16 protein-coding genes and 1 pseudogene are annotated in these 20,863 nt (G+C 69.8%); 10 read left to right on the top strand and 7 right to left on the bottom strand.

The window, feature by feature from the left end; genetic code table 11:
* Positions 1-119: 119 nt before the first annotated feature.
* The 5 genes from ACFV1J_RS03830 to ACFV1J_RS03810 all read left to right on the top strand — a co-directional run bounded on the left by ACFV1J_RS03830 (position 120) and on the right by ACFV1J_RS03810 (position 6,969).
* Positions 120-1,529: an acetyl-CoA carboxylase biotin carboxylase subunit family protein gene (locus ACFV1J_RS03830; RefSeq protein WP_385855597.1), complete on the top strand. Its 1,410-nt coding sequence runs from the start codon at positions 120-122 to the stop codon at positions 1,527-1,529.
* A complete protein-coding gene (locus tag ACFV1J_RS03825) occupies positions 1,526-4,042 on the top strand; it encodes a PEP/pyruvate-binding domain-containing protein (protein ID WP_385855596.1) in 2,517 nt (838 codons plus the stop codon). Before ACFV1J_RS03830 ends, ACFV1J_RS03825 begins: the two co-directional genes overlap by 4 nt.
* Entirely contained in the window at positions 4,039-5,430 is a 1,392-nt protein-coding gene (locus ACFV1J_RS03820) for an MFS transporter (RefSeq protein ID WP_385855595.1), read from the top strand. Before ACFV1J_RS03825 ends, ACFV1J_RS03820 begins: the two co-directional genes overlap by 4 nt.
* A 22-nt stretch (positions 5,431-5,452) precedes the next feature.
* Entirely contained in the window at positions 5,453-6,265 is an 813-nt protein-coding gene (locus ACFV1J_RS03815) for a class I SAM-dependent methyltransferase (protein ID WP_385855594.1), read from the top strand.
* Between the two features lie 116 nt (positions 6,266-6,381).
* Complete coding sequence (locus tag ACFV1J_RS03810) at positions 6,382-6,969, top strand: GNAT family N-acetyltransferase (RefSeq protein WP_385855593.1); 588 nt, start codon at positions 6,382-6,384, stop codon at positions 6,967-6,969.
* Between the two features lie 85 nt (positions 6,970-7,054).
* Here the strand turns inward: ACFV1J_RS03810 and ACFV1J_RS03805 are convergent, their stop codons facing one another.
* Positions 7,055-7,777 carry a hypothetical protein gene (locus ACFV1J_RS03805; protein WP_385855592.1) on the bottom strand — a complete coding sequence of 241 codons (723 nt, stop codon included), beginning with the start codon at positions 7,775-7,777 and terminating at the stop codon, positions 7,055-7,057.
* Positions 7,778-8,084: 307 nt separating this feature from the next.
* Between ACFV1J_RS03805 and ACFV1J_RS03800 the strand changes: the two genes are divergently transcribed.
* The 3 genes and pseudogenes from ACFV1J_RS03800 to ACFV1J_RS03790 form a co-directional block, all read left to right on the top strand.
* The gene (locus ACFV1J_RS03800) at positions 8,085-8,531 is read left to right on the top strand and encodes a helix-turn-helix domain-containing protein (RefSeq protein ID WP_385855591.1); all 447 of its coding nucleotides are present in this window, start codon (positions 8,085-8,087) and stop codon (positions 8,529-8,531) included.
* Positions 8,528-9,397: an alpha/beta fold hydrolase gene (locus ACFV1J_RS03795; protein ID WP_385855590.1), complete on the top strand. Its 870-nt coding sequence runs from the start codon at positions 8,528-8,530 to the stop codon at positions 9,395-9,397. The genes ACFV1J_RS03800 and ACFV1J_RS03795 overlap by 4 nt, the downstream gene beginning before the upstream one ends.
* A 692-nt stretch (positions 9,398-10,089) precedes the next feature.
* A pseudogene (locus ACFV1J_RS03790) lies at positions 10,090-10,956 on the top strand (alpha/beta hydrolase family esterase); the annotation flags it as partial.
* Between the two features lie 56 nt (positions 10,957-11,012).
* Here ACFV1J_RS03790 and ACFV1J_RS03785 read toward each other — a convergent pair.
* Positions 11,013-11,999: a DMT family transporter gene (locus tag ACFV1J_RS03785; RefSeq protein ID WP_385855589.1), complete on the bottom strand. Its 987-nt coding sequence runs from the start codon at positions 11,997-11,999 to the stop codon at positions 11,013-11,015.
* A gap of 374 nt (positions 12,000-12,373) precedes the next feature.
* The gene (locus ACFV1J_RS03780; protein ID WP_385855588.1) at positions 12,374-13,075 is read right to left on the bottom strand and encodes a Clp protease N-terminal domain-containing protein; all 702 of its coding nucleotides are present in this window, start codon (positions 13,073-13,075) and stop codon (positions 12,374-12,376) included.
* Positions 13,076-13,250: 175 nt separating this feature from the next.
* On the opposite strand from ACFV1J_RS03780, the gene ACFV1J_RS03775 reads away from it, so the two are divergent.
* Entirely contained in the window at positions 13,251-14,642 is a 1,392-nt protein-coding gene (locus ACFV1J_RS03775; protein WP_385855587.1) for a hypothetical protein, read from the top strand.
* A gap of 151 nt (positions 14,643-14,793) precedes the next feature.
* Here ACFV1J_RS03775 and ACFV1J_RS03770 read toward each other — a convergent pair whose 3' ends face one another.
* Both ACFV1J_RS03770 and ACFV1J_RS03765 read right to left on the bottom strand, forming a co-directional pair.
* Positions 14,794-15,072 carry a hypothetical protein gene (locus tag ACFV1J_RS03770; protein ID WP_385855586.1) on the bottom strand — a complete coding sequence of 93 codons (279 nt, stop codon included), beginning with the start codon at positions 15,070-15,072 and terminating at the stop codon, positions 14,794-14,796.
* 245 nt (positions 15,073-15,317) lie between these two features.
* Complete coding sequence (locus ACFV1J_RS03765) at positions 15,318-15,962, bottom strand: hypothetical protein (RefSeq protein WP_385855585.1); 645 nt, start codon at positions 15,960-15,962, stop codon at positions 15,318-15,320.
* Positions 15,963-16,379: 417 nt separating this feature from the next.
* Here ACFV1J_RS03765 and ACFV1J_RS03760 point away from each other — a divergent pair, with 417 nt between their 5' ends.
* The gene (locus ACFV1J_RS03760; protein WP_385855584.1) at positions 16,380-17,948 is read left to right on the top strand and encodes a DUF4419 domain-containing protein; all 1,569 of its coding nucleotides are present in this window, start codon (positions 16,380-16,382) and stop codon (positions 17,946-17,948) included.
* A 73-nt stretch (positions 17,949-18,021) separates the two neighbouring features.
* Here ACFV1J_RS03760 and ACFV1J_RS03755 read toward each other — a convergent pair whose 3' ends face one another.
* Together ACFV1J_RS03755 and ACFV1J_RS03750 are read right to left on the bottom strand one after the other, a co-directional pair.
* On the bottom strand, positions 18,022-18,933 hold the full coding sequence (locus ACFV1J_RS03755) for an SDR family oxidoreductase (RefSeq protein ID WP_385855583.1): 912 nt from the start codon (positions 18,931-18,933) through the stop codon (positions 18,022-18,024).
* A gap of 567 nt (positions 18,934-19,500) precedes the next feature.
* The gene (locus ACFV1J_RS03750; protein WP_385855582.1) at positions 19,501-20,577 is read right to left on the bottom strand and encodes a mechanosensitive ion channel family protein; all 1,077 of its coding nucleotides are present in this window, start codon (positions 20,575-20,577) and stop codon (positions 19,501-19,503) included.
* Between the last annotated feature and the right edge of the window lie 286 nt (positions 20,578-20,863).

The raw sequence follows: 20,863 nt of genomic DNA, 5'->3' as shown, positions 1-20,863 counted from the left end.
GCGGCGGATCGGGTGCTGCCCGACTGGTTCTCTGGAGGTACCGCGTCCGGGTCCCGGCCGCCGCGCCATCAACGGCCGTTCGTACGGCCCCACCCCGCCTGTGAAGGAGTCGGATTTCAGTGACCACAGTGCTGTTCGTGTATGCCAAGGGCGGGCCGCCCTTGGGGTATGCCCTGTCACGGGTCGCCGCTCGGTCGGCAGTGCACCTGCTGGCGCTCAGCACGCTTCCGCCCACCGTCGCCGCCTCCGCCGAGCGCGAGTGTGCGTCCGTGCGGACCGCCACCGGGCCCGAGCGCGGCGACCTGGTGTCCCTGATCGTCTCCCGTGCCCAGGCCGTGGGCGCGGACGCGGTCGTCACCTTCTCCGAGTACGCCGTCGTCGCGGTCGCCGAGGCCTGCGAGAAGCTCGGCCTGGCCGGCGCCGGCGCCTCCGGTGCGCTCGCCCGTGACAAGCGGCTGATGCGCCGGGCCTGGAGCCGGCGGGGCATCTCCCAGCCGCGGTTCCGTCCGGTGGCCGACGAGCGGGAGCTGCGCGACGCTGCCGCCGAACTCCGCCTCCCCGTACTGCTGAAGGCCGCCTGGAGCGCCGGCTCCACCGCACACCGGATCATCCGTTCCACCGACGAGGTACCGGCCGCCTGGCAGCGGGCCCGCGAGGTGATGGCCGAATCCGCCGAACTGGGCTACGCCGAGCTGCACGTGGCCGACGCCGGGGCGGACTTCCTGGTCGAGGAGATCGTGCCGGGCACCGCGGACGGCTGGTTCGACCAGCCGGGCTGGGGGGACTACGTCAGCGTCGAGGGCGTCGTCGTCGACGGCGTGTTCCGACCGGTCTGCCTCAGTGGCCGGATGCCGACGGTGGAACCGTTCACCGAACGCGCCGGCATCACCCCGGCCGCACTGCCGGCCGACGCCCAGCGGCGCGTCGTGGCCCTCGCACGCGAGGCCGTCGACGCGCTGGGGCTGGAGAACTGCGGTACGCACACCGAGATCAAGCTCGGTGCCGACGGCCAAATGTGGGTCATCGAGACCGCGGCCCGGTTCGGCGGGGCGATGACCGTCCCGCAGATCGAGGAGGTCTTCGGCCTGGACCTCATCGGCATGCTCGTCGACCACCTGCTGGGCCGCCCGGTGTCCTGGCCCGCCCGGGCCCTCACCCCGCAGGAGGCGCGCGGCGCGGCCGGCTCCTTGGTCGTGCTGGCGGTGGACGGCGCCGGTGACGCCTGGCCGGACCGGCGGCGATGGGACTTCCCGACCGTACGGGACGCGGTGCCGCTGAGCGCCGGCAGCCAACTGTCCGTAGTGGCCGAGAACTCGCTCCCGGACGGGGCCCAGGTACCGGTGTACGACCCGGCCGCGGGCGCCAACACGATGGCGGCGCTGTGTCTGTTGTCCGCCACCGACCCCGAAACCGTGCTCCACGACTTCCGCACCCTGGTGGACGCGTTACCGACCGTGCTCCCTCAGGAGGAGAAGCACGGGAAGTGCGAGACGGAGACCGAGACCGAGACCGTGGAGGCGCGCTCATGACCATCACCGACCTCGCCCCCCTCACCGGCGCCACCGCCGCCGCCACGGTCACCGCCACCGCCACGGCCACCGCCCACGGCCACGACCACACGGCAGCCGCCGACCGTACGACCGTCGGCGCGCACCTGGCCCTTCCGCTCTTCCGCACCCTCTGCGGCACCCTGGCCGGCCACCCCTACCTGAAGGTCGTGGTCGACCGTGCCGAGAACACCTGGCACCTGCTGGACGCCGCCGTCCACCCCTTCCACGTCGACTACATCGCCACCCGCGTCCTCGGCATGGAACTGGCGGAACTCGACTCCTGCCTGGACGCGTTCAACGCCTCGGTCTACGCCGACCCCGAGCGCAGGTTCCTGTTGGGCGTGCTCTCCCTGCACAGCGACATGGGTACGGGGGCGGCGGGTGCGCGTGCGACCGCGGGCACCCACCTGCCCAACGACCACCGCCAGCGCCCCTTCCTCGTCCTGGAGACGACCGAGGCCGACACCATGAGCGGCCCGATGCTGGAGGAGTTCTACACGTTCGTCCGCCACCGGCTCGACAGCCGGCTGCCGCTGCTGCTGAAGCCGGCGAACCACGGGCAGGAGCACGCGCTCGCCGCGATCAGTGACGTCCGGGTGCCGCGGATCCTCAGCCACCAGCTGTTCGGCAGCCGCACCCGCACCCCGCTCAACCCCGGCGAGGCCGTCGGCCGGCTGCGCCACTTCCGCACCGCCCAGGAGTACGAGCAGTACGCGGCCGATGCCGGCACGCTCGGCGGGTCCGACATCGTCGCCATGCCGTGCCTGCCCGACGACGTACCGCGGGTCGCCGGCTTCATCAACACCGCGCCCACCACCCCGCTCTCGCACACCAACGTCCTCGCCTCCGGCTGGGGCATCCCCAACGCCATCATCCGCGACCTGGACCGGCTCATCGAGGCGGAAGGGCTCGCGGACGCCTGGGTCCGCTACGAGGTGCAGGACGACGACATCACCCTCGTACGGCTCCCCCAGGCACCGGCATCGCTCCCCCGGACACCGGCCATGCCGCACTCCCAGGCCTCCGCGGCGCGCGCCCAGACACCGGCTCCGAACGCGTCGGACCGGCGTCCGACGCGCCGGATCCGCCTGGAACCCCCGCTCCTGCACGCCGACATCCCCGCGCTGCCCCTGCACCAACTGCGCCGCACCGACCGGAACCGCTACGGCACCAAGGCGGCCAACCTCGGGGAGCTGCATCACCTCCTGCTCGCCAGTGACCAGGATGTTCAGGCTGGTCAGGGCGGTTCGTCGGCTCAGGCCGGTCAGGGCGGTGAGCCGGGGCAGGTTGGCCAGGGCCGTGAGCAGGGTCAGGTTGGCCAGGCGTTCGACCACACCGTCGACCTGACCACGTACTACGGCCGTCCCAGGCCACCCCGAGCCGACCTCTACGCCCACCTCGCCGCCCGCCTGGGCCTTTACCGGCATTCCCACCTTCCGCAGGGCACGCGAGGCGAAGATCTCCGTGCGGAACTCCGTTCCGCCGCACGGGAATTCGTCCGCACCACGGTCACCGCCCCCGACGGCATCGCCCTCCCCTTCGCCCTGCAGCACCGCTTCCTCATGTCCTCCCCCGCCGTCCAGCAGGCCATCGGCGAACTGAAGGCCGCCCTGGCACGCGGAACGGCCGCCGACACAACCGAGGTGACCGACCCGATCGGCGAGGTCGGTGAGGCCGGTGAGGCCGGCGCGATCGACCCGCTCGCCGGGATCGACCCGCTCTGTCGGCGGCTCCAGGAACTCATCCAGCACACCGCCCCGATGCCCGACGACGTGGCCCGTGCCATCACGGACTCCGCCCGCGCGCTGTCGGCCTCCGGCCGGGCGCTGCCCTGCGACCCGTCCGGCACCGGCCGGCTCGTGGTCCGTTCGTCCTCCAACGCCGAAGACCTGCCCGGCTTCTCGGCTGCGGGGGTGTACGACTCGGTCACTCGGGTGCACGGCCCGGACGAACTCCTCGCCGCGGTACGCCAGGTCTGGGCGTCCCTGCTGTCGCCGCGCAGCGTCCGGCTGCGCCACCAGGCGGGCATCTCTCCCGACGACACGTACATGGGCGTGATCATTCAGCGCTATCAGCCCGCGGACCTCGGGGGCGTGCTGGTGACCTGCAACCCGACCCGGCGCGCGGACTTCCGTAACGTCTACCTCAACTGCTCGCCCGGTTCCCCGGAGAACGTCGTCGACGGCACCGCGCTGCCGCTGCAGTACCTCTACAACACGGTCGAGGGCGGCGGCCGCACCGTCGCGCTGGGCTCGTCCGCCGAAGACCTGCCGGCCGCCACCCGCGAACGCCTGGCAGACCTCGCCCTGACCGGCCGGCTGCTGCAGTCCCACTTCAGCAACCCAGGCGCTGACGAACCGGACATGGAAGTGGACTCGGACACGGACGCGGACGCGCACATCGATGCCGTGGACCACCCGCTGGACATCGAATGGCTGATGACCGATCAGGGCACCTTCCGCCTGGTCCAGATCCGCCCTTACGCCCGATGAGCCGCCACCTCACCGGCCCCCGGTGCGGCAGCCGTGCCGGCCAGCGCGCGAAGACCACGAGGGACGCCGCGCCGCCGCCCCTGCCGCCCCGGGCCCGCCGCATCATCCGCCTGAACAACGGCTTCCAGCTCCTGTTCAACCTGCTCTGGTGGATGCCGGTGTTCTACGCCTACCAACGACAGGCGGGGCTCACCGACGGCCAGATCTTCGGCATCCAGAGCATCTACTACACCGCGTTCTGCCTCTTCGAGATCCCCACCGGACTGGTCGCCGACCGCATCGGCACCCGCAACTGCCTGCGGGCCGGCGCGGTCGTCATGACCGCGGCCAACCTGGCCCCGGTCTGGGCTCCCAGCTACACCGGTTTCCTCGCCCACTTCCTGCTCATCGCGGCCGGCCGCTCCCTGACCTCCGGTGCCGCCAGCGCCTATCTCTACGAGGGCCTGCGGGCCGAGGGCGCGGGCGTCCACTACCTCAAGGCCGAGGGCCAGGCCCGCGCGCTCGGCCTCGCCGCGAAGGTGCTGTGCTGGCCGCTGCTCGGTCCGCTGATGGCCCTGGCGCACTCCGCGCCGTACGTCCTGAGCGCGGCCAGCGCGGGCGGCTCCCTCGTCTGCGCCGTACTGCTGCCCCGGCAGGCCGCGGCCGCCCCCACCGTGGGCCGGAAGCGCGCCACGGGCCACGAGGCGGCCGCCGCCCTCCGCGCCCTCCGCAACACGCCCTGGCTCGCGCTGGTCATGGTGCAAGGGGTGGGCCTGTTCACGCTCTCCCGCATCTGCCAGGTCAATCTCTTCCAGCCGGTACTGCTCGACCACGGCATCGGCGAGGGCTCGCACGGCACCGTACTGGCCGCCATGACCGTCGCCGAGGCCGTGGCCTCGGCCCGCCCGCAATGGCTCACCTCGCGACTCTCGCCGGTGGCCTGGGTGTCGCTGCTCAGCCTCGCGATGGCGGCGGCTCTGGCGGGCAGCACGCTCGGCGGGCCCTGGACGGCCGTCGCGTTGCTGTGCGTGTTCGCCGCCGTCACGGGCCTCGCGTCTCCGCTCCAGCGGAAGCTGGTCAACGACGCGGTCCCCGCGGGCGCGCCCCGCGCCACCCTGCTGTCGGTCGAGAGCCTCGTCGACCGCGCGGTGTGCGCCCTGGCGGCCGTCGCCGCAGGCGCGTACCTCTCGGCGCACCGCCTGGACGCCCTGCTGTGGCACAGCGCGCTGGCCACCGCCGCCCTGCTGGCCGTCCTCCACCTGCTCCTACGACGCCACGGCCGCTCGGAGAAGACGCAGACCCACACCGAGAAGGGCCAGACCTGCACGGAGACACACACGCAGGGCGGCCGGTCGGAAGCGGGCCGTACCGACGAGCTACGCCCGCTCGCCACAGCAGGAAAGCCCTGACCCCCGCCGCCATACTGGAGGGGTGCGTGCTGCCGGGCACTACGGTGAAGACGCCTTCCGGCCGGAGGACGCCGGCGAGGCCGACCGCATCGACCTGGGCGCGCTCGCCTACGACGCGGTGAGCACCGCACGGCTGACGGCGCTGGGCGCCGGCCCCGGCTGGCACTGCCTCGATGTGGGCGCCGGGACCGGCACCGTCGCCCGGTGGCTACTGGAGTCGGCGAATGTCACGTCCGTCCTGGCCGTCGACCGTGACACCCGCTTCCTCACCGCCGATCCCCCGCCGGGGCTCGTGGCCCAGGCCACCGATGTCACCGCACTCGACTTCGACCCCGGCCGCTTCCACCTCGTCCACGCCCGCTTCGTACTCATGCATCTCCGCCCGTGGCGACGCATGATGAACAAGCTGAGCTCCCTGCTCGCCCCCGGCGGCGTACTCGTGCTCAGCGACGCCGTCGACCTGACGACCTCCTCCGCACCGGCCACCCCGTACACCCGGGTCATGCGCGCGATGTGGCAGGCCCTGCGCACCACCATCGGTACGGACATCTCCTGGGTGCCCGACTACCCGTCCTTCCTGTTGGAGGAGGGCCTGCACTCCGTGGCCGCCGAAATCCACGTGCCCCCACTCCTGCCCGGCAGTCCCATCAGCCGCTTCTGGGAGGACACTTGGCAGCGCACACACGACGCCATCCTGGCGACCGGCCAGGTGGACGAGGCCCAACTCGAACAGGCCCGGCAGGCCCTGTCCTCCCCGCACTCCGCCGCCCTCTCCCCCGGCATGCTCACCGCCTGGGGCTGGAAACCACGGCACACCGCCTCTCCGCCTCCTTGATCGGGCGGCAGGTGCCCCGTTGGCCCGTTGGCCCGTTGGCCCGTTGGCCCGTGAGAAGATCCGTTCGCCCCATCGGCCGGTTCCCGGCCTGACGAGTGTGAGCGTGGAAGGTGACGATGTACGCGATAACCCTGGGGGAGCTGGGGGACTGCGGTGACAACGGTGACCACCGCGCCGAGCTGCGTCCGCTGGAGCCGTGGCAGGCTGAGGAATTCCTCGCCCACATCGACCGCGGTCGGGAGTTCATCGGGCAGTACATCGGGCTGCCGGACCTGATCGTGGACCTGGAGGCGAGCCGCTCGTACCTCCACTCGTACGCGGAGAAGGCCGCCGCCGACACCGGCCGCATCTGCGGCATCTGGTGGGACGGCCAGCTCGTCGGCGGGGTCCTCCTCCGCACCATGGACGTCGAGCAGGGCACTGCCGAGGCGGGCTGCTGGCTGGAGCCGTCGGCAGTGGGCAAGGGACTGGTGACCCGGGCCGTACGCGTGCTCATCGACTGGGCCGTCGAGGAGCGGGGCATCCACCGGGTGGAGTGGCTGGTCGCGGCGGGCAACGAACCCAGCATCGCGGTGGCCCGGCGACTGGGAATGACCAAGGACGGCGTGCTGCGGGAGAGCTATCTGTACCGCGGCAAGCGGCACGACATCGAAATCTGGTCGGTACTGGCCCCTGAATGGCGCGCCGCCAGGCAGGGAGCATGAGAGCAGGGAACATAGGGGCCGGGAGCATAAGGGCAGGGAGCATAGGAGCCGGGAGTCGTGGGCCCCTTACGCCCGTGCGCGCGAATTACGCCCGTGCGCGCGAAGAGACCACCAGGATGTACGTACTGGTGGCCAACATCCAGCCAGGAAAGGCCAGTTCGGTCCACGGGACGGCACCGACCACGAACAGCAGCACAAGCGCGGCCGCATAGCCGAGCACCGCGAGCCAATGCGGGAAGACCCTCAGGCCGAGGCCGATGGTCGTCGTGGACAGCGTGAACACCGCGGCCATCCGCATGGCGTAGCTCGCCAGCAGGTTGAGCGTGGTCCGCCCGTAGGTCCAGAGCTCCTGCGCGCCGGCCGGAACGTCGCCGGTGATGGCGAGCAGGCCGCCGGCCGCGGCCCCCGCCGCGAGTACCAAGGCGGTGAACATCAGCCCGCTGCACAGGAAAAGGGTCGCGAAGAACCTGTTCTCCGCGCGCTCCACCTCACTTCCCGAGACGGCGTTCGCCGCAGGCCCGAGGCCCCGCTCCGTGCGCCCGACGTAGTCGCGTACGGCACCCATGAACCACAGGAAGAAGATCCCGGAGAACGGCAACAGGCCCAGGGCGGTTTCCAGGACCTGACGGTGGGAGGAGTGGGCCGGCCACTCCCTCGCGTGGGTGGGAACCGCGGAGGGCAAACTGACGCGGACGATGATGAGTACGGCGGCCAGCAACAGCGCCGCCAGCACTCCCGCCGCCCCGGCCGCCCGGGGTGTGCGCAGCGCCCCACCCGGCCTGGCCTCCCGAGACTCTCTCTCCTCCATCGCCCCATGGTGGCGCCACCACATCCCCGACCGGCCGCGCAACCACCCGGCTCCCCCTCATGGCCACCGAAATGGCTTACAGCCTCTGGGACACCCGCTTGGCACGGCTTACCTCCCTCGCTGCCGAGGCGGGGCGGGACTCCCCACTCGCCTCCAACCCTGCCCACCCCTCTTCACCCTTCCCTTCCCTTCCCTTCGCTTCCCTCCGCTTCCCTTCCCTTCGTTCCTCTCAGCCTCCCTCAACCTCCCCTAACATTCCTCAAACTTCCCCATTGCTCCGACAGATAGGGGAAGTTAGGGTACGTTCATGCCTGATCATTTCTACTCCGTGGAACAAGTAGCGGAGCACTTGGGCCTGCATGTCCGCACCATCCGGAACTACGTGCGGGACGGACGTCTCCACGCGGTCCGCATCGGCAAGCAGTACCGCATCGCCCACGAAGACCTGGAAGCCTTCACCGGACGTCCGGCGCCCGCGCCCCTGGGCGACACGGACGTGCGGCCACCTCAACAACAGCAGCAACACACCGAGGTCTCAAGCATCGTCCAGATCGACGCGATCAGCCGCGAGACGGCCGACCGCCTGACCAACCTCCTGATGAGCCTGGCCACCAACCGCGGCCCCGGCCATGCGCCACTGCGGATCGAGACGGCCCACGACAAGGAGCGGGCCCGGCTGAAGGTCATCGTCCTGGGCGGTCTCGCCGACACGGCCCGGGTGTTCGACTGCATGGAAGGAGTACTCACCTCATGAGCACGAGCACGAGCCCCACCCCCACGAGCGCGATCTACAAGACCGAAGCCGGTGCGAGGGAGATGCAGCAGCGTTACCGGGAGATGCTGCACGCCTGGCCGGTCCCCGCCGAGGAGGTACGGATACCGACCCGCGAAGGCGAGACCTTCGTCCTCATCTCCGGCCCGAAGGACGCGCCGCCCGTACTGCTGCTGCACGGATCGGGAGCGAACACGACGATGTGGCAGGACGACATCGCCACCTGGTCGCGGCACTTCCGTACGTACGCCCTCGACTTGATCGGCGAACCAGGTTTCAGTGCCTCCTCCCGCCCGCCCTTGTCCTCCGACGCCCATGCACTATGGCTGGACGAGGTGTTGGACCATCTGGGCCTCACCCGCACGGCGATCGTGGCCGCTTCCCTGGGCGGATGGGTGGCGCTGGACTACGCCACCCGCCGGCCGGACCGAGTGACCCGCCTGGCTCTGCTCTGCCCCGGCGGCCTGGGCAGGCAGAAGGTGGCCTGGCTCTTCAAGGCCGTGCTCCTGCGCGCGTGGGGACGCCGCGGAGTGCGCCGCTCCGTAGCGACCGTCGCGGGCCTGGAGGCACCCGAGGCCCGCCACCTCCTCGATCACGTCATGCTGACCTTCACTCACTTCAAGCCCCGCACCGAGCGGCTCCCCCGCTTCTCCGACAGCGCGTTGCAGCGCCTGACCATGCCCACGCTGGTGACGGTCGGCGGCCGCGACGCCATGTTCGACTCCGCGGACACCGCCCGACGCATACGCCGCTGCGTCCCCCACGCGACCGTGAACGTCCTGCCCGAGGCCGGCCACGCCCTCCTCAACCAGACCGACTCCCTCCTCACTTTCCTCCGCGCTGACTGACCTCCCTCGCGCACAGGCACGACGCCCCGCGCACACACGCCTCACGGCAACCATCAGCGCGTTCCTCCCCAACGTGAGCGGCCCGCACGGCCCCTCGCCCCGGCCCCCGCACGACCCCTGGGCCCGACCCCCACCCCCCGCCCCATGGCATCCCCGGCATGCCCTCTCGCCCGCCCGAGTAGCACCGCGCCCACCCCGGCACAACCCTCACACGGCACCGGAGGGACGGTGGACTGTGGCGACCGGCACCATGACGCGCCGTAGTGGCCCGTTCGTACGGTGAGCAGCAACCCTGCGGGGGCGCCCACCGCTGGCCCGCGGGACCCTTCGAACCGGCCCCCGCGCCCCCGCCCCTACCGTCGCCACAGGAGGTCACGGTGACGCTTCCCCCACCGCACCAGCCACCACCACCGGCATCGCCACCACCCCACCAGCGGACTTCCGCGCCCTCACCCGCCCCAGTACGGCACCGCCGCCGACGCCCGCGCCTGCCCCGTCTGCCCCGTCTGACCACCACCTGCCTGGCCACCGCCGCAGCCGCAGCCTTACTCACCGCAACACCAGCCGCAGGCATCAACCCCCACCCACCAACGAGAAGCAGCAACGGCCCCCACAACCACAGCCACGACCACAGCCACAACCCCACCACCACCGCCACCGCCACCGAACGACCGGCCATCAGCCTGCAAAAGGTGCCCAACTTCGGTGCCAACCCAGGCAACCTCGCCATGTACGTCTACCGGCCGCCCCAACTGCCCACTCGTCCCGCCGTAGTTGTCGCCTTGCACGGCTGCACCCAGAGCGCCCAGATCTACGCCGACAATTCGGGGCTGACGACCTTCGCGGACCGGTACGGCTTCCTCCTGGTCTTCGCCGAGACGACCTCCGCAAACAACCCCAGCCGGTGCTTCAACTGGTTCCAACCCCTCGACAACCAGCGCGGCCAGGGAGAAGCCGCCTCCATCCGGCAGATGGTCGCGTACGCCCGTTCCACCTACGGGGCGGACCCCTCCCGCACCTACGTCACCGGACTCTCGGCGGGCGGCGCCATGACCTCGGTGATGCTGGCCACCTACCCCGACGTCTTCACGGCGGGAGCAGTGGTCGCCGGCCTCCCCTATAACTGCACCAGGGACACCGGCCCGTTCACCTGCATGAACCCCGGCATCGACCGTACGCCCGCCACCTGGGCACAACGCGTACGCGACGCCTACCCGTCGTATTCCGGCCCTTGGCCTCGGGTAGCGATCTGGCACGGTGACAACGACACCACCGTCGCGCCGAGGAACGCCGACGAACTACGCGACCAGTGGACCGCGATCCACGGTCTGGGCCAAACCCCGGACCGCACTTCCACCATCGGCCCGAACGCCACCCTCAGCCAGGAGTACCTGGCGCAGGACGGCACCGTAGCCGTCCAGGTCAACAAGGTGCCGGGCATCGGCCACGGCACCCCGGTCGACCCGGGCACGGGCCCCCAACAATGCGGACGGACCGGAACCGCCCACTTCATCGCCTCCATCTGCTCCAGCTACTGGATCACCGCATTCTTCGGCCTCGGCACCTAGCCGGCCGGTCGCGGTCCTGCATACGGCCGTGCGCACTTGCCCCTCCTTCACGCACTGCCGTCGCTCTCCTTGAAACTGGTGCGTTCGGGAGCGCGGGTGGCACCGATGGAGGCGAGGGCTACGGCGAGGACGCCGGCCCATTGGGGAGTGGCCAGGTGCTGGCCGAGGAAGAGGAGGCCGATGAGGGCGCCGACGGCGGGTTCGAGGCTGGTGAGGACGCCGAACGCGCGGGGTGGCAGGCGGCGGAGGGCTTCGAGGTGGAAGGTGTAAGGGAGAACGCTGGAGAGGATGGCCACAACGGCGGCCAGGGCGAGGGTGGTCGGGTGGAGCAGTCTGGTGCCCGCCTGGGCGATGCCGTAGGGGAGGCTGAGGAGTGCGCCCCAGGTGACGGCGAGGGCCAGGCTGCGGCCGTCCGGGACACGTTCGGCGAGCCGCTTGCCGACGAGGATGTAGCCGCCCCAGCAAGCACCGGCGAGGGTGCCACAGGCCAGTCCCGCGGCGTTGAGCGGGATACCGGAGCGGCTGAGCAGCACCACCCCCGCGGCGGCCAGACAGGCCCACAACAGGTCGGCGGCCCGGCGTGAGCCGAACAGCGCGATGGCGAACGGACCGAGGAACTCCATGGTGGTGGCGGCGCCCAACGGGAGCCGGTCGACCGCTTCGTAGTAGCTGAGGTGGTGGACGGCGAGCAGGGTTCCCGCGGCGGCCGCGATGCCGAGGGTGGTGCGGTCCCAGCGCAGTCCGGGGCGCCACAGAACGGTGAGGACGACGGCGGCGAGGCACAGGCGCAGCGTCACCACCCCCGCCGGACCCACGACGGGGTAGAGCCGGGTGGTGAGCGCGGCCCCACACTGCAGACCGAGCACGCCACCCATGACCAGCCCGGGCGCGGGCACTCCGCCCAGCCCCCGGCTGATCGCGGCAACGGCGTGCTCACGATGACTGGCGAGCTGACTGATGGCGCCCTCCTCCAGGTGGGAAACGTTCGTCCCGGCGGCGTGCGTCTGGCCAGACGGTGCCTCTCGCTGTCGCACGGACGTGAAGCACGCGGACGTGATCACGCGAACGTGATCGCGAGGAGTGCATCTTGAGGACGCAGATCGCGAGGACGCGCACCGCGATGCACATGCATCGCGAGGACGTGAACATGGCACGCCAACAACACCGCCACAACCCCCAAACGATCAACGAAATTCGCATGATGTCCGCCGGCGCCGGCCACTGGTCGGCCCCATCGACCGTGCGTATGCGGGCAGCCGCACCCCCATTGCAGCTCTGTCCACCCATCAGGTTTCCGCGGAAGGAGGCGACAGCCGAACTCCGTCCCTCGTCCAGTCTTTGTCCGGCCTTTGCACGGACTTTGCAGGGCCCAAGAGAGTTCCAAAACCCGCCCCGTACACCGGGCAGCTCAGCCGGGAGGACGAAGACCGCCGTCGAGCGTCTCCGTATCCACCCCCGCATCACTGAGCACCCCGGCGGCCACTCCACGACCGATCTGAGCGAGCCCCAGAAGCAGATGGTCACAGTCGATGCGCCCCGAACCCGCTGCCTCGGCCCGCTCTTCCGCGATCGCCATGGCCTTACGGGAGTAGGGCGTCCAGGCGATCCGCTCCGCCGCCTGCGACGCCCCCATGCTCAGTCGTGTCCCCACGGCCTTGTGCAGGTCCTCGGGCGATGCGTTGACGGCCCGCAGAAGACGCGTTGCCGTGTTGTCCTCCGCGGTGAGGCCCCAGAGCAGGTGCTCGGTCCCGATGTAGTTGTTGCGGTGATGCACCGCGGCCTGCTTCACCTGCACCATGGCCCGGCGGAGGTCGTCGGTCATCGTCTCGGGACCGTAGCGCTTGTGGGGCGCGTGAAAGCGCTGCTGCACCGCCTGCCTGGTCACGCCCAGCGCCGTTCCGATCTCGGTCCACGAGCTGCCGTGCATCCGGCAGTGCTCGACGTAGTCCTCGACCAAGTCATCTGCGAGCGCCTGCAGTTGGCCGGCCACGTTCGCCGCCACCGTGAGCAGTGCGAGCCAGTCCGGCTGCTCCTGCCCGCCGGCTCGGTGCGCGGCGTCGCAGGTCCTGTCTACTTCCGCGATGAGGTCATCCAAATCAGGGAGAGGCATAAAGCAAGTACGCCTTGACACTTCAAAATTGTCAAGGGGTGCTTGCCTGCCGCAGGCGCTTGCCTGAGATCCGCACCCCGACACCCCGAAACCCCGCCCTCGCGTACGCTGCCCCGATGCCCCGCACTCGCCCAATCCCCCACCCCGCCATGGCCGTTACGAACGGCGAGGCACGATGACCACAAACAGCTCCTCGTACCTCCCTTCTCCCGACGCCCTCTGGTCGCACGCCGCCACTCTCGCCGCCTGGAGCGCCGACCAACAACTTCCCGTCCACAACTACCGCGTTGACGAGACCGGGCTACGCTCCGAGGACGTGGGCAACGGTTGGTGGGCCCTGTCATGGGTCGAGGGCGGACGGGCCGTGCTCTACGGCATCGACCACGACTACAGCGAAACCGTCAGCCTGTCCCCACCCCTCGACCTCCTGGCGGGCGGCCCCTCCTGGCTGCCATGGCAGTGGCTCGACGACGTCATCACCGGCGGGGAAGAGATCGGCTTTCTGTATTGGTGGGACGGGGAGGCGTGGGGCCGGGCACCCTATCCGGACGAGGTGCACGACGACGGCGTGCGCAGCATGGTCCCCGCGGACGACAGCGAGGTACGGACGGTCTGCGACGCCCTGGTCGCCGACGGCGCGGACCCCACCGCCGTACGCGAACGCGAGGCAGCACACCGACGCACGGCCGCCGCACACGGTCCGCAGGCGGCGCACCGACGGACGGCCGCCTTCCCGAATGGGGCCGCCGGGTTACCGGACACCGTCCCGAACGGGGCGGCCGGGTCGCCGGACGCCGTCCCGAACGGGGCCGCTGCGTTGCCGGCCGGTCATGGCGAGCCCGCTGACCGGCGGGTCCCGTGCTGGCTACCCGAGCAGCACGCCGCGGTACTCGCCGTGGAGATGAAAGCGGCCACCGAACTCGACCGACCGACGCCGGCCGCCACGCCGGAACAGGAGCAGCTGCTCGCCTGGCTGCACACCAACGGCACCAACGGCGCCGCCAACACCACCTCGCACGAAGGCCGTTCGGTGCTCTCCGCAGCGTTCGTGGATGCGGGGGACCCCGATTACGGACGCGGCGCGGACGGATTCCTCGATGCGCTGGGCCGACGCATCTTCGGCGAGGCAGCCACACTGCTGACCGCCCTACGTGACGCCGAAGCCGACCCCGAACGGGGCCGCTGGCTCTACATTCGGATAACGGTGGCCGAGACCAACACCAACAGCGACACCAACAGCGACACCGACACCGACACCAGCACCAGCACCGACATGGAGACCGACACCCACACCGACACCGACACCGGCACCAGCAGCACCATCGCGCGCGGCTACGACTGCCTGCCCGACTGGTGGCCGGCCGGACGCGGAATCGTCGCCGCCCTCCCCCACACCGTCCGGCTCGAAATGGCACGCCGAGCGGCGCCCTGGCGCCCGAACTGGGCCGACCTCCTCGAAGAAGACATCCGCCACGACGGCGCACCAGCCCGACTCTGCCGGGTGGAGCCGGAACGGGGGCTCCCCCGCATCTCGGATCCGGCGGCAGATGCGGATCCGTCCTCGTAGCCCTTGTATTTCTCGTAGATGCGTGGCGGGGCTCTTTCGTACCGATGACGAGCCCCATGTGGAGGCATGACGGCCCCCACATGGAGGCCACCGGTCACCTTCCGCGGAGTTCTCGCGATTCGCCCGCAGAGGGCATGGCGCGTGGCAACGATCACGGCCTTACCTCCTCAGGCTCAGGCTCGACCTCGACCCCAGGCTGGGTCTCGATCTCCCAGGTCTGCTGCTTGAGCGCCATGCGTGCGGCCGGCGCCCGGCCGGGGATGCTCGCCCAGTACGGGTGCGTGGCGATCCGCACGGACAGCTGCTGCAGTCTGCGGCGCAGCACCGTGGTCTGGGACGGGTTTCTCTCGTGCGAAAGCTCTCGGTAAGCGGTGTACCAGGCACGCTGAGCCTGCACGAGATCTTCGGGGAAGGCGTAAGGAGGAGTCACAGAAAGATTGCATCACATGTTCGAATTGAGGTGCAGCACACGCACGAGTGAATCTCGTCGCCCCCTTCCTTGACCGAACGTTGCTGTCGGCGGATGCGCGTCTGTGCCGCGGGAGGAGCCGATGGGCCGCGCGGCAGCCGGCGAGCAGGGCTCGCGGGCGCGCAGCCGCGCGGGCCCGCGGTACCTCTCCGTCTGCAGGTCCAGGGCCCCGCCCGTGCGTGCCCGCCCCTGCGCCTTCCCGACGCCTACGCGGCGGCCGACTGCCGCGCTCGCGTCCTGGCCTGATCCGGATACCACCTCGTGAAGCGCAACGCGCCCACGAGCAAGGCGATCGGAATGACCCAGTTGAGCCAGTCCGCCCCTGACGGGATGTGCAGCGCGAGGATGCCCAGAAGGGCCATCACCAGGAAAACCGCGCCCCACACCGCCGTCAGCACCCGGTTGACATGCCGGAACAGCGGGCTCCCCCAGTACACGCGGGGCACGGACTCCCGCGCGTACTGCTCGGTGAACGGCATGAAGGCGAGTGAGGTGAAAGCCACTGCGGCCAGCACGCCGCCGGACAGGGTCTGGGCGTACGTCTCCAGCCAGATCAGGTCGTGACGGTCGAGGACGAGCGACAGGATGCAGATGAGAGCGAAGAAGAGCAGGCCGACGATGTCCAGGATCTTCAAGCTGCGGCGCCTGATGTCGGGGATGCTGATTCCGATCGCCGTGATGAACGCGGCAAGCGCGGCGAACCCCCACGAGCTGGGGCTCGCCACCACCCCGAAAACGATCCAGGGCGCGAAGCCGAGGAAGAGATTGACGCCCCGTGTGCTGTCGGAACGTTGCGCCTCACTCGGTGACGGCGCGTCGTCAGGCTTGGGCGTCGCGTCGGGATGACTCATACGAAACCTCCGGTCGGCTCCGTTCGGTCCGGCTTCCCTGCTGCCATGCTCTGCTCCGCCGACCGGAGTCGCATCCGGTACAGGCATCCGGCTCGCCGACCCGCTACTACGGGGAGTGGCCGTGGGTCGACTCCGAGCAAATAGAGACGAAAGACGGGCAAACACCCCGTGCGTGGCGAGCCTGTCCTGCGCCATGACATGGAACCGCCATCCGCCGCGGATCCGGGGGCCTCACCGGTGCCGAGTTCAGCGCTCCGCCAGGCGTTCGATGTTCGACCTAGGCGTTTTAGGATCACGGACGATCGCCGTTCAGACCGACGTTCAGACGCGGGTTGTACTGCCATTCAGACACCGGTCGAATCACCGTTCAGACACCGGTCGGATCACGTTCAGGGAACCGAAGGAAGTAAGGGGCCGATGGCATTCGAGATAGACCTGCCGCTGGGCGAAGAAGCCGAAGCGGCAGACGACAAGGCCGCCCGGCTCGCCACGGAACTCGCCGACCTCGGCAACGAACGGTTCCTACGAGCGGTGCTCCGCGACCAGCCGCCGGCACGCTTTCACCACCGCAGCACCGACCGCCTCGTGGGCTGGTCCGCCGGCGCCTCAACCATCACCGACATCACCGACACCGAACCCACCTCCAGCCTCCTGCTGCGCGCCCTCCACACCTGCTTCACCGCTCACCTCCCCCTGAGCCTCTCGCCCGACCTCCTCTGGTACGCCGTCGTGCACGAAGTGGCCGTACACGTCCGGCTGAACCCCGAGACGTACGAGGGGATTTTCACCGAGACGCCCGGGCACCGGCAGACCATCGTCGTACGGGACGACCTGGCTCCGCTGGACTGGGGGCGCTCGATCAACCTGGTCCAAGAGCCACTGCGGGCCCGGATCGGTGACGAGGTCGCCGACCTGTTCCAGCCCACCTTCTCCACCACCACGGACACGGAGGCCACGGCCATGCTGGTGGCGCTGATGGACGTGGTCAGCCCGTACTACCGCTTTCGATGGCAGACCCTCTGCGGCATTCCGCGGATCCGGCTGGAGGGCACGGACCGGGACTGGCGCCTGCTGGCGGCCCGGGTCCAGGACCTGGCGGAGTGGTTCGAAGGACTGCGGCCGTGGATCACGGCGCTGCAACCGGTGCTGGACGCGATCTGGGCGACGGCCTCGGGATGGGGCGTCGACCAGGACTTCTGGCGTTCCCTCTACAAGTGGGAGTCGGCCTCGGGCGGCGACCGGGTCACGGGGTGGATCACCGCGTTCTTCGCGCACCGTTACACCGACGACGGGCCGCGCCCGAAACAGTCGTTCGGGCCCGGCACGACCGCCGAGGAGGACTTCCCCTCGCACGTCTCCCAGGTCCCGTTCCGCTGGGAGACTCCCGCGGGGACCTTGGACATGGCGTTCCTGGGAGGCGTGCTCGGCATCGGGCGCGAGGGAGAGTGGATCCGGCCCCAACTCGGCCACTCAGTAGTCGAATTGTTCCCACCGTACAAACCCGTCACCGAACCGTACAGCGAGCCGAACGGCGAACCGAACGGGGAATCGGGCGGGGAATCGGGCGGGGATTCGGGCGGCGGACGGGACGGGGATCCGGAGGAAAAGCCGTACGGCGTGCGCCTGCCCGCCCCCTGGACGTTGGCGGACGTCCAGCGCCTCACCGGCTGCCCGCAAGCCCATCTGCTCACCACCATCGGCACCGTCACCCACAACGGCGTCCCCCTCCATGCCGACTGCGCGATCAACCTCGCCGGCATCTGCGCGGTCCGAGCCCGCGCCGCGGACCGCGACGACGAGGCCACTGCCAATGGCGGTGGCGGTGGCGGTGGCGGTGGCGGTGGCGGCCGTAACGATGGCGGTGACGGTGGCGGTGGCAGTGGCGGTGGCAACTGGTATCTGGGCGATCTGGTCTCCGATGCCGGGGACATCCAGTGCTGGGCCTCCTACGGCCCGGACCTTCGCGACGCACTCCGCGCGCTCTAACAGCCAGCCGGCACCGAGGGCCACTTACCTCACGAGGGCCAGGAGGCGGAAGGCCGTCGCGGTTCGGGGAGGGTCACCGGAAGTCGGCCGCGTGGTCAACGGCCCACTGGCGCAAGGTCCGTGGGGCACTTCCGGTGACGTCCTCGACCGTGGTGGTCGTGACCGGACGCGGCGCGTCAAGCATCTCGGCGTACCCGTCCAGCAGGGTGTCCACGAACGAGTCGGGGAAGGCGTCGTCCGCGAGCAACTGCTCCCGGGCTTCCTCCCGCGACAACTCCTCCCACCGGAGCAGCCGTCCCATGGCCTCACCGATGATGCGCACCTGATCGACCTGCGTCAGTACCTCGGGCCCGGTCAGCGTGTAGGTCGCCTGGTCGTGGCCGTCCTCGATCAGGGCGCGTACGGCGACGGCGGCGATGTCGGCCTCGTGCAGCAGGGCCATGGGCACCGCTCCGTAGGCACCGCGCACCACGTCACCGGCGCGGATCTGGTCGGCCCACCAAAGGGTGTTGCTGGCGAAGGTGCTGGGTCGCAGATGCGTCCAGCCAACTCCCGCCCCTTCGATGAGGCGCTCCACCGCGGCGTGGGAGCGCCCCACGGGGTGCGGCTGTTGCTCGGGGGCGAGCCCGTCCTGAACGGCCCCCGAGGAGAGGAAGACGACATGCTCTACGTGGCCCCGCAGCGCATCGACGACAGCGGGCGCGGGGGCAGCCGTGTGAAACGGCCACATAAGGAAGGCCCGGTCGACGCCCTTCAGGGCGTCTTCCAGACCGCGGGGGTCAGCCAGATCGCCGGCCCGCACCTCGACGCCGCCGTACGACAGACCGGCCGAGTCCGCGCTCCGGGTCAGGGCCCGCACACGCACACCGGTTGCCAACAGTTGAGTGACGACCTGACGGCCCACGTTCCCCGTCGCCCCGGTCACCAGAACGGTGCACTCCGCCGTACGCTCCGCCGCCCCATCCATCGCTGCCTGCCTGCCCATTGCTGTTCCCCTGCCCACTGCTGCTCCCCTGCCCATTGCTGTTCCCCTGCCCATCGCGCTACTCCCTCTTCAGTCGGTGCCTGTCCCAGTTGGCACCGTCTACGGTGAGCGACGGGATACCGATGGCAGGCACTACGACGGGGAATGTGGCGGATAACGGCGTCTTGTCATCCGTTACGACGGATACCGTCACCGATCGACGGCGGCGGCAGCAGCAGCACCGGCGGGCTGGCTGATGGCGGGGCCCCTCACCGTCGGTCCGGGGCTACGGTGCCGGGCCGGCCGGGGAGACAGGCCGGGATCGGGCCGGGATCGGTGCGGAGCCGGACCTGGTACGGAGTGGCGCGCGAGCCGGGCGCGGTGCGGTGCGGTACCCCGCACACATGCCGAGTCCGGAGCGCCGGTCACCGTACCGGCGCCCCGGGTGCAATCGGCTCAGGCTCTCATCAGTCACAGGGCTTCGGACAGGTGCAGCAGGTCCACGCAGGTGAGGGCCCAGCTCGAAACCCCTCCTCCTGCCCTGCCCTCCTCCCCCAGCCCCACCTCACCTCACCTCACCGATATCGGCTACAACACCGGATCCGATGTCCCCCGCTGCTGCGGAATTGCCATGCCCTCCGGCTGCTGCAGTGCCACGGTCCGTGTCGGCGCGGGAATTCTGATGCCCTCGGCCCGGTACCGCTGATGGAGCCGCTTGATGAATTCATGCTTGATCCGATACTGGTCGCTGAATTCACCCACCCCCAGAATCACCGTGAGGCCGATCCGGGAATCACCGAAGGTGTGGAAGCGGACTGCCGGTTCATGTTCCGGGATGGCGCCGCTGACGTCGGTCATGACGCTCTTGACGACCTCCATGGTGACCTGCTCGACATGCTCGAGGTCGCTGTCGTAGCCGACTCCCACCTGGACGAGAATCGACAACTGCTGTTCCGGGCGGGTGAAGTTGGTCATGTTGGTGCCGGCCAGCTGCGCATTCGGGATGATGACGAGATTGTTGGAGAGCTGACGCACCACGGTGTTACGCCAGTTGATGTCGACGACGTACCCCTCCTCCCCGCTGCTGAGCCGAATGTAGTCTCCGGGCTGCACGGTCTTCGAAGCCAATACGTGCACACCGGCGAAGAGGTTGGCGAGGGTGTCCTGCAACGCCAGGGCAACCGCGAGGCCACCCACACCGAGCGCGGTGAGCAGAGGGGCTATCGAAATGCCCAAGGTCTGCAGGATGACGAGAACACCCATTGCCAGCACCACGATACGGGTGATGTTGGCGAAAATGGTGGCCGATCCGGCCACGCCGGAACGTGACTGGGCCACGGACTTCACCAGACGGGTAATCATCCGGGCCGCGGTCAGCGTGACGACCAGGATGAGCAGCACGGTCAGTGCTTGGTTGACGTCCCGTCCGACCGTAGGCGTCAGCGGCAGCGCAGCGGCCGCAGCCGCCAGGCCGCCGCATATCGCCGCCCAAGGAACCACGGACCGCAGTGAATCGACAATGACATCGTCGCCGCTCCATCGCGTCCTGCTCGCGTGCTTTCCCAGCCATCGCAAAACCGCTCTGCACAACAGCCCGGTGACGATACCGGCAATCAGCGCGGCACCGGCAATGATCAGGTCATGCAGTGTGACAGCACGGTTCACCGGTCGCCCCCCACTCCCGGGAATTTCGGCCCGGCCACTGCCACGCACCGCATGTGATGCTCCATCATTCGGCTTTACCTGCTTGTCTCTAGGACTTCGAATGCGTCGGGAACCGTTCGCGACGTAGACGTCCTCGTGGTCGTAGAGCCGTCGTGGTCGTAGACGCCGTCGTGGTCATCGATGCCACGCCCTCGTAGACGATCCGCAGACGTAGACAACCCGCAGACGTAGATTCCCTGACGCGATCAGCCATCCTGCCGCACGCCTTGCGGCCCACTGCGGGCAC

It is taken from the genome of Streptomyces sp. NPDC059649, from assembly GCF_042734445.1.
In the GTDB taxonomy this organism is placed as follows: Bacteria; Actinomycetota; Actinomycetes; order Streptomycetales; family Streptomycetaceae; genus Streptomyces.
The sequence above is the reverse complement of the archived record's forward strand: the minus strand, read 5'-3'. Positions and strand labels throughout refer to the sequence as shown.

Excerpts from the sequence above, each read along its gene's own strand:
- ACFV1J_RS03825 (WP_385855596.1), top strand. The coding sequence starts at position 1,526 with ATGACCATCACCGACCTCGCCCCCCTCACCGGCGCCACCGCCGCCGCC.
- ACFV1J_RS03820 (WP_385855595.1), top strand. The coding sequence starts at position 4,039 with ATGAGCCGCCACCTCACCGGCCCCCGGTGCGGCAGCCGTGCCGGCCAG.
- ACFV1J_RS03810 (WP_385855593.1), top strand. The coding sequence starts at position 6,382 with ATGTACGCGATAACCCTGGGGGAGCTGGGGGACTGCGGTGACAACGGT.
- ACFV1J_RS03805 (WP_385855592.1), bottom strand. The coding sequence starts at position 7,777 with ATGGAGGAGAGAGAGTCTCGGGAGGCCAGGCCGGGTGGGGCGCTGCGC.
- ACFV1J_RS03800 (WP_385855591.1), top strand. The coding sequence starts at position 8,085 with ATGCCTGATCATTTCTACTCCGTGGAACAAGTAGCGGAGCACTTGGGC.
- ACFV1J_RS03795 (WP_385855590.1), top strand. The coding sequence starts at position 8,528 with ATGAGCACGAGCACGAGCCCCACCCCCACGAGCGCGATCTACAAGACC.
- ACFV1J_RS03780 (WP_385855588.1), bottom strand. The coding sequence starts at position 13,075 with ATGCCTCTCCCTGATTTGGATGACCTCATCGCGGAAGTAGACAGGACC.
- ACFV1J_RS03775 (WP_385855587.1), top strand. The coding sequence starts at position 13,251 with ATGACCACAAACAGCTCCTCGTACCTCCCTTCTCCCGACGCCCTCTGG.
- ACFV1J_RS03765 (WP_385855585.1), bottom strand. The coding sequence starts at position 15,962 with ATGAGTCATCCCGACGCGACGCCCAAGCCTGACGACGCGCCGTCACCG.
- ACFV1J_RS03760 (WP_385855584.1), top strand. The coding sequence starts at position 16,380 with ATGGCATTCGAGATAGACCTGCCGCTGGGCGAAGAAGCCGAAGCGGCA.
- ACFV1J_RS03755 (WP_385855583.1), bottom strand. The coding sequence starts at position 18,933 with ATGGGCAGGCAGGCAGCGATGGATGGGGCGGCGGAGCGTACGGCGGAG.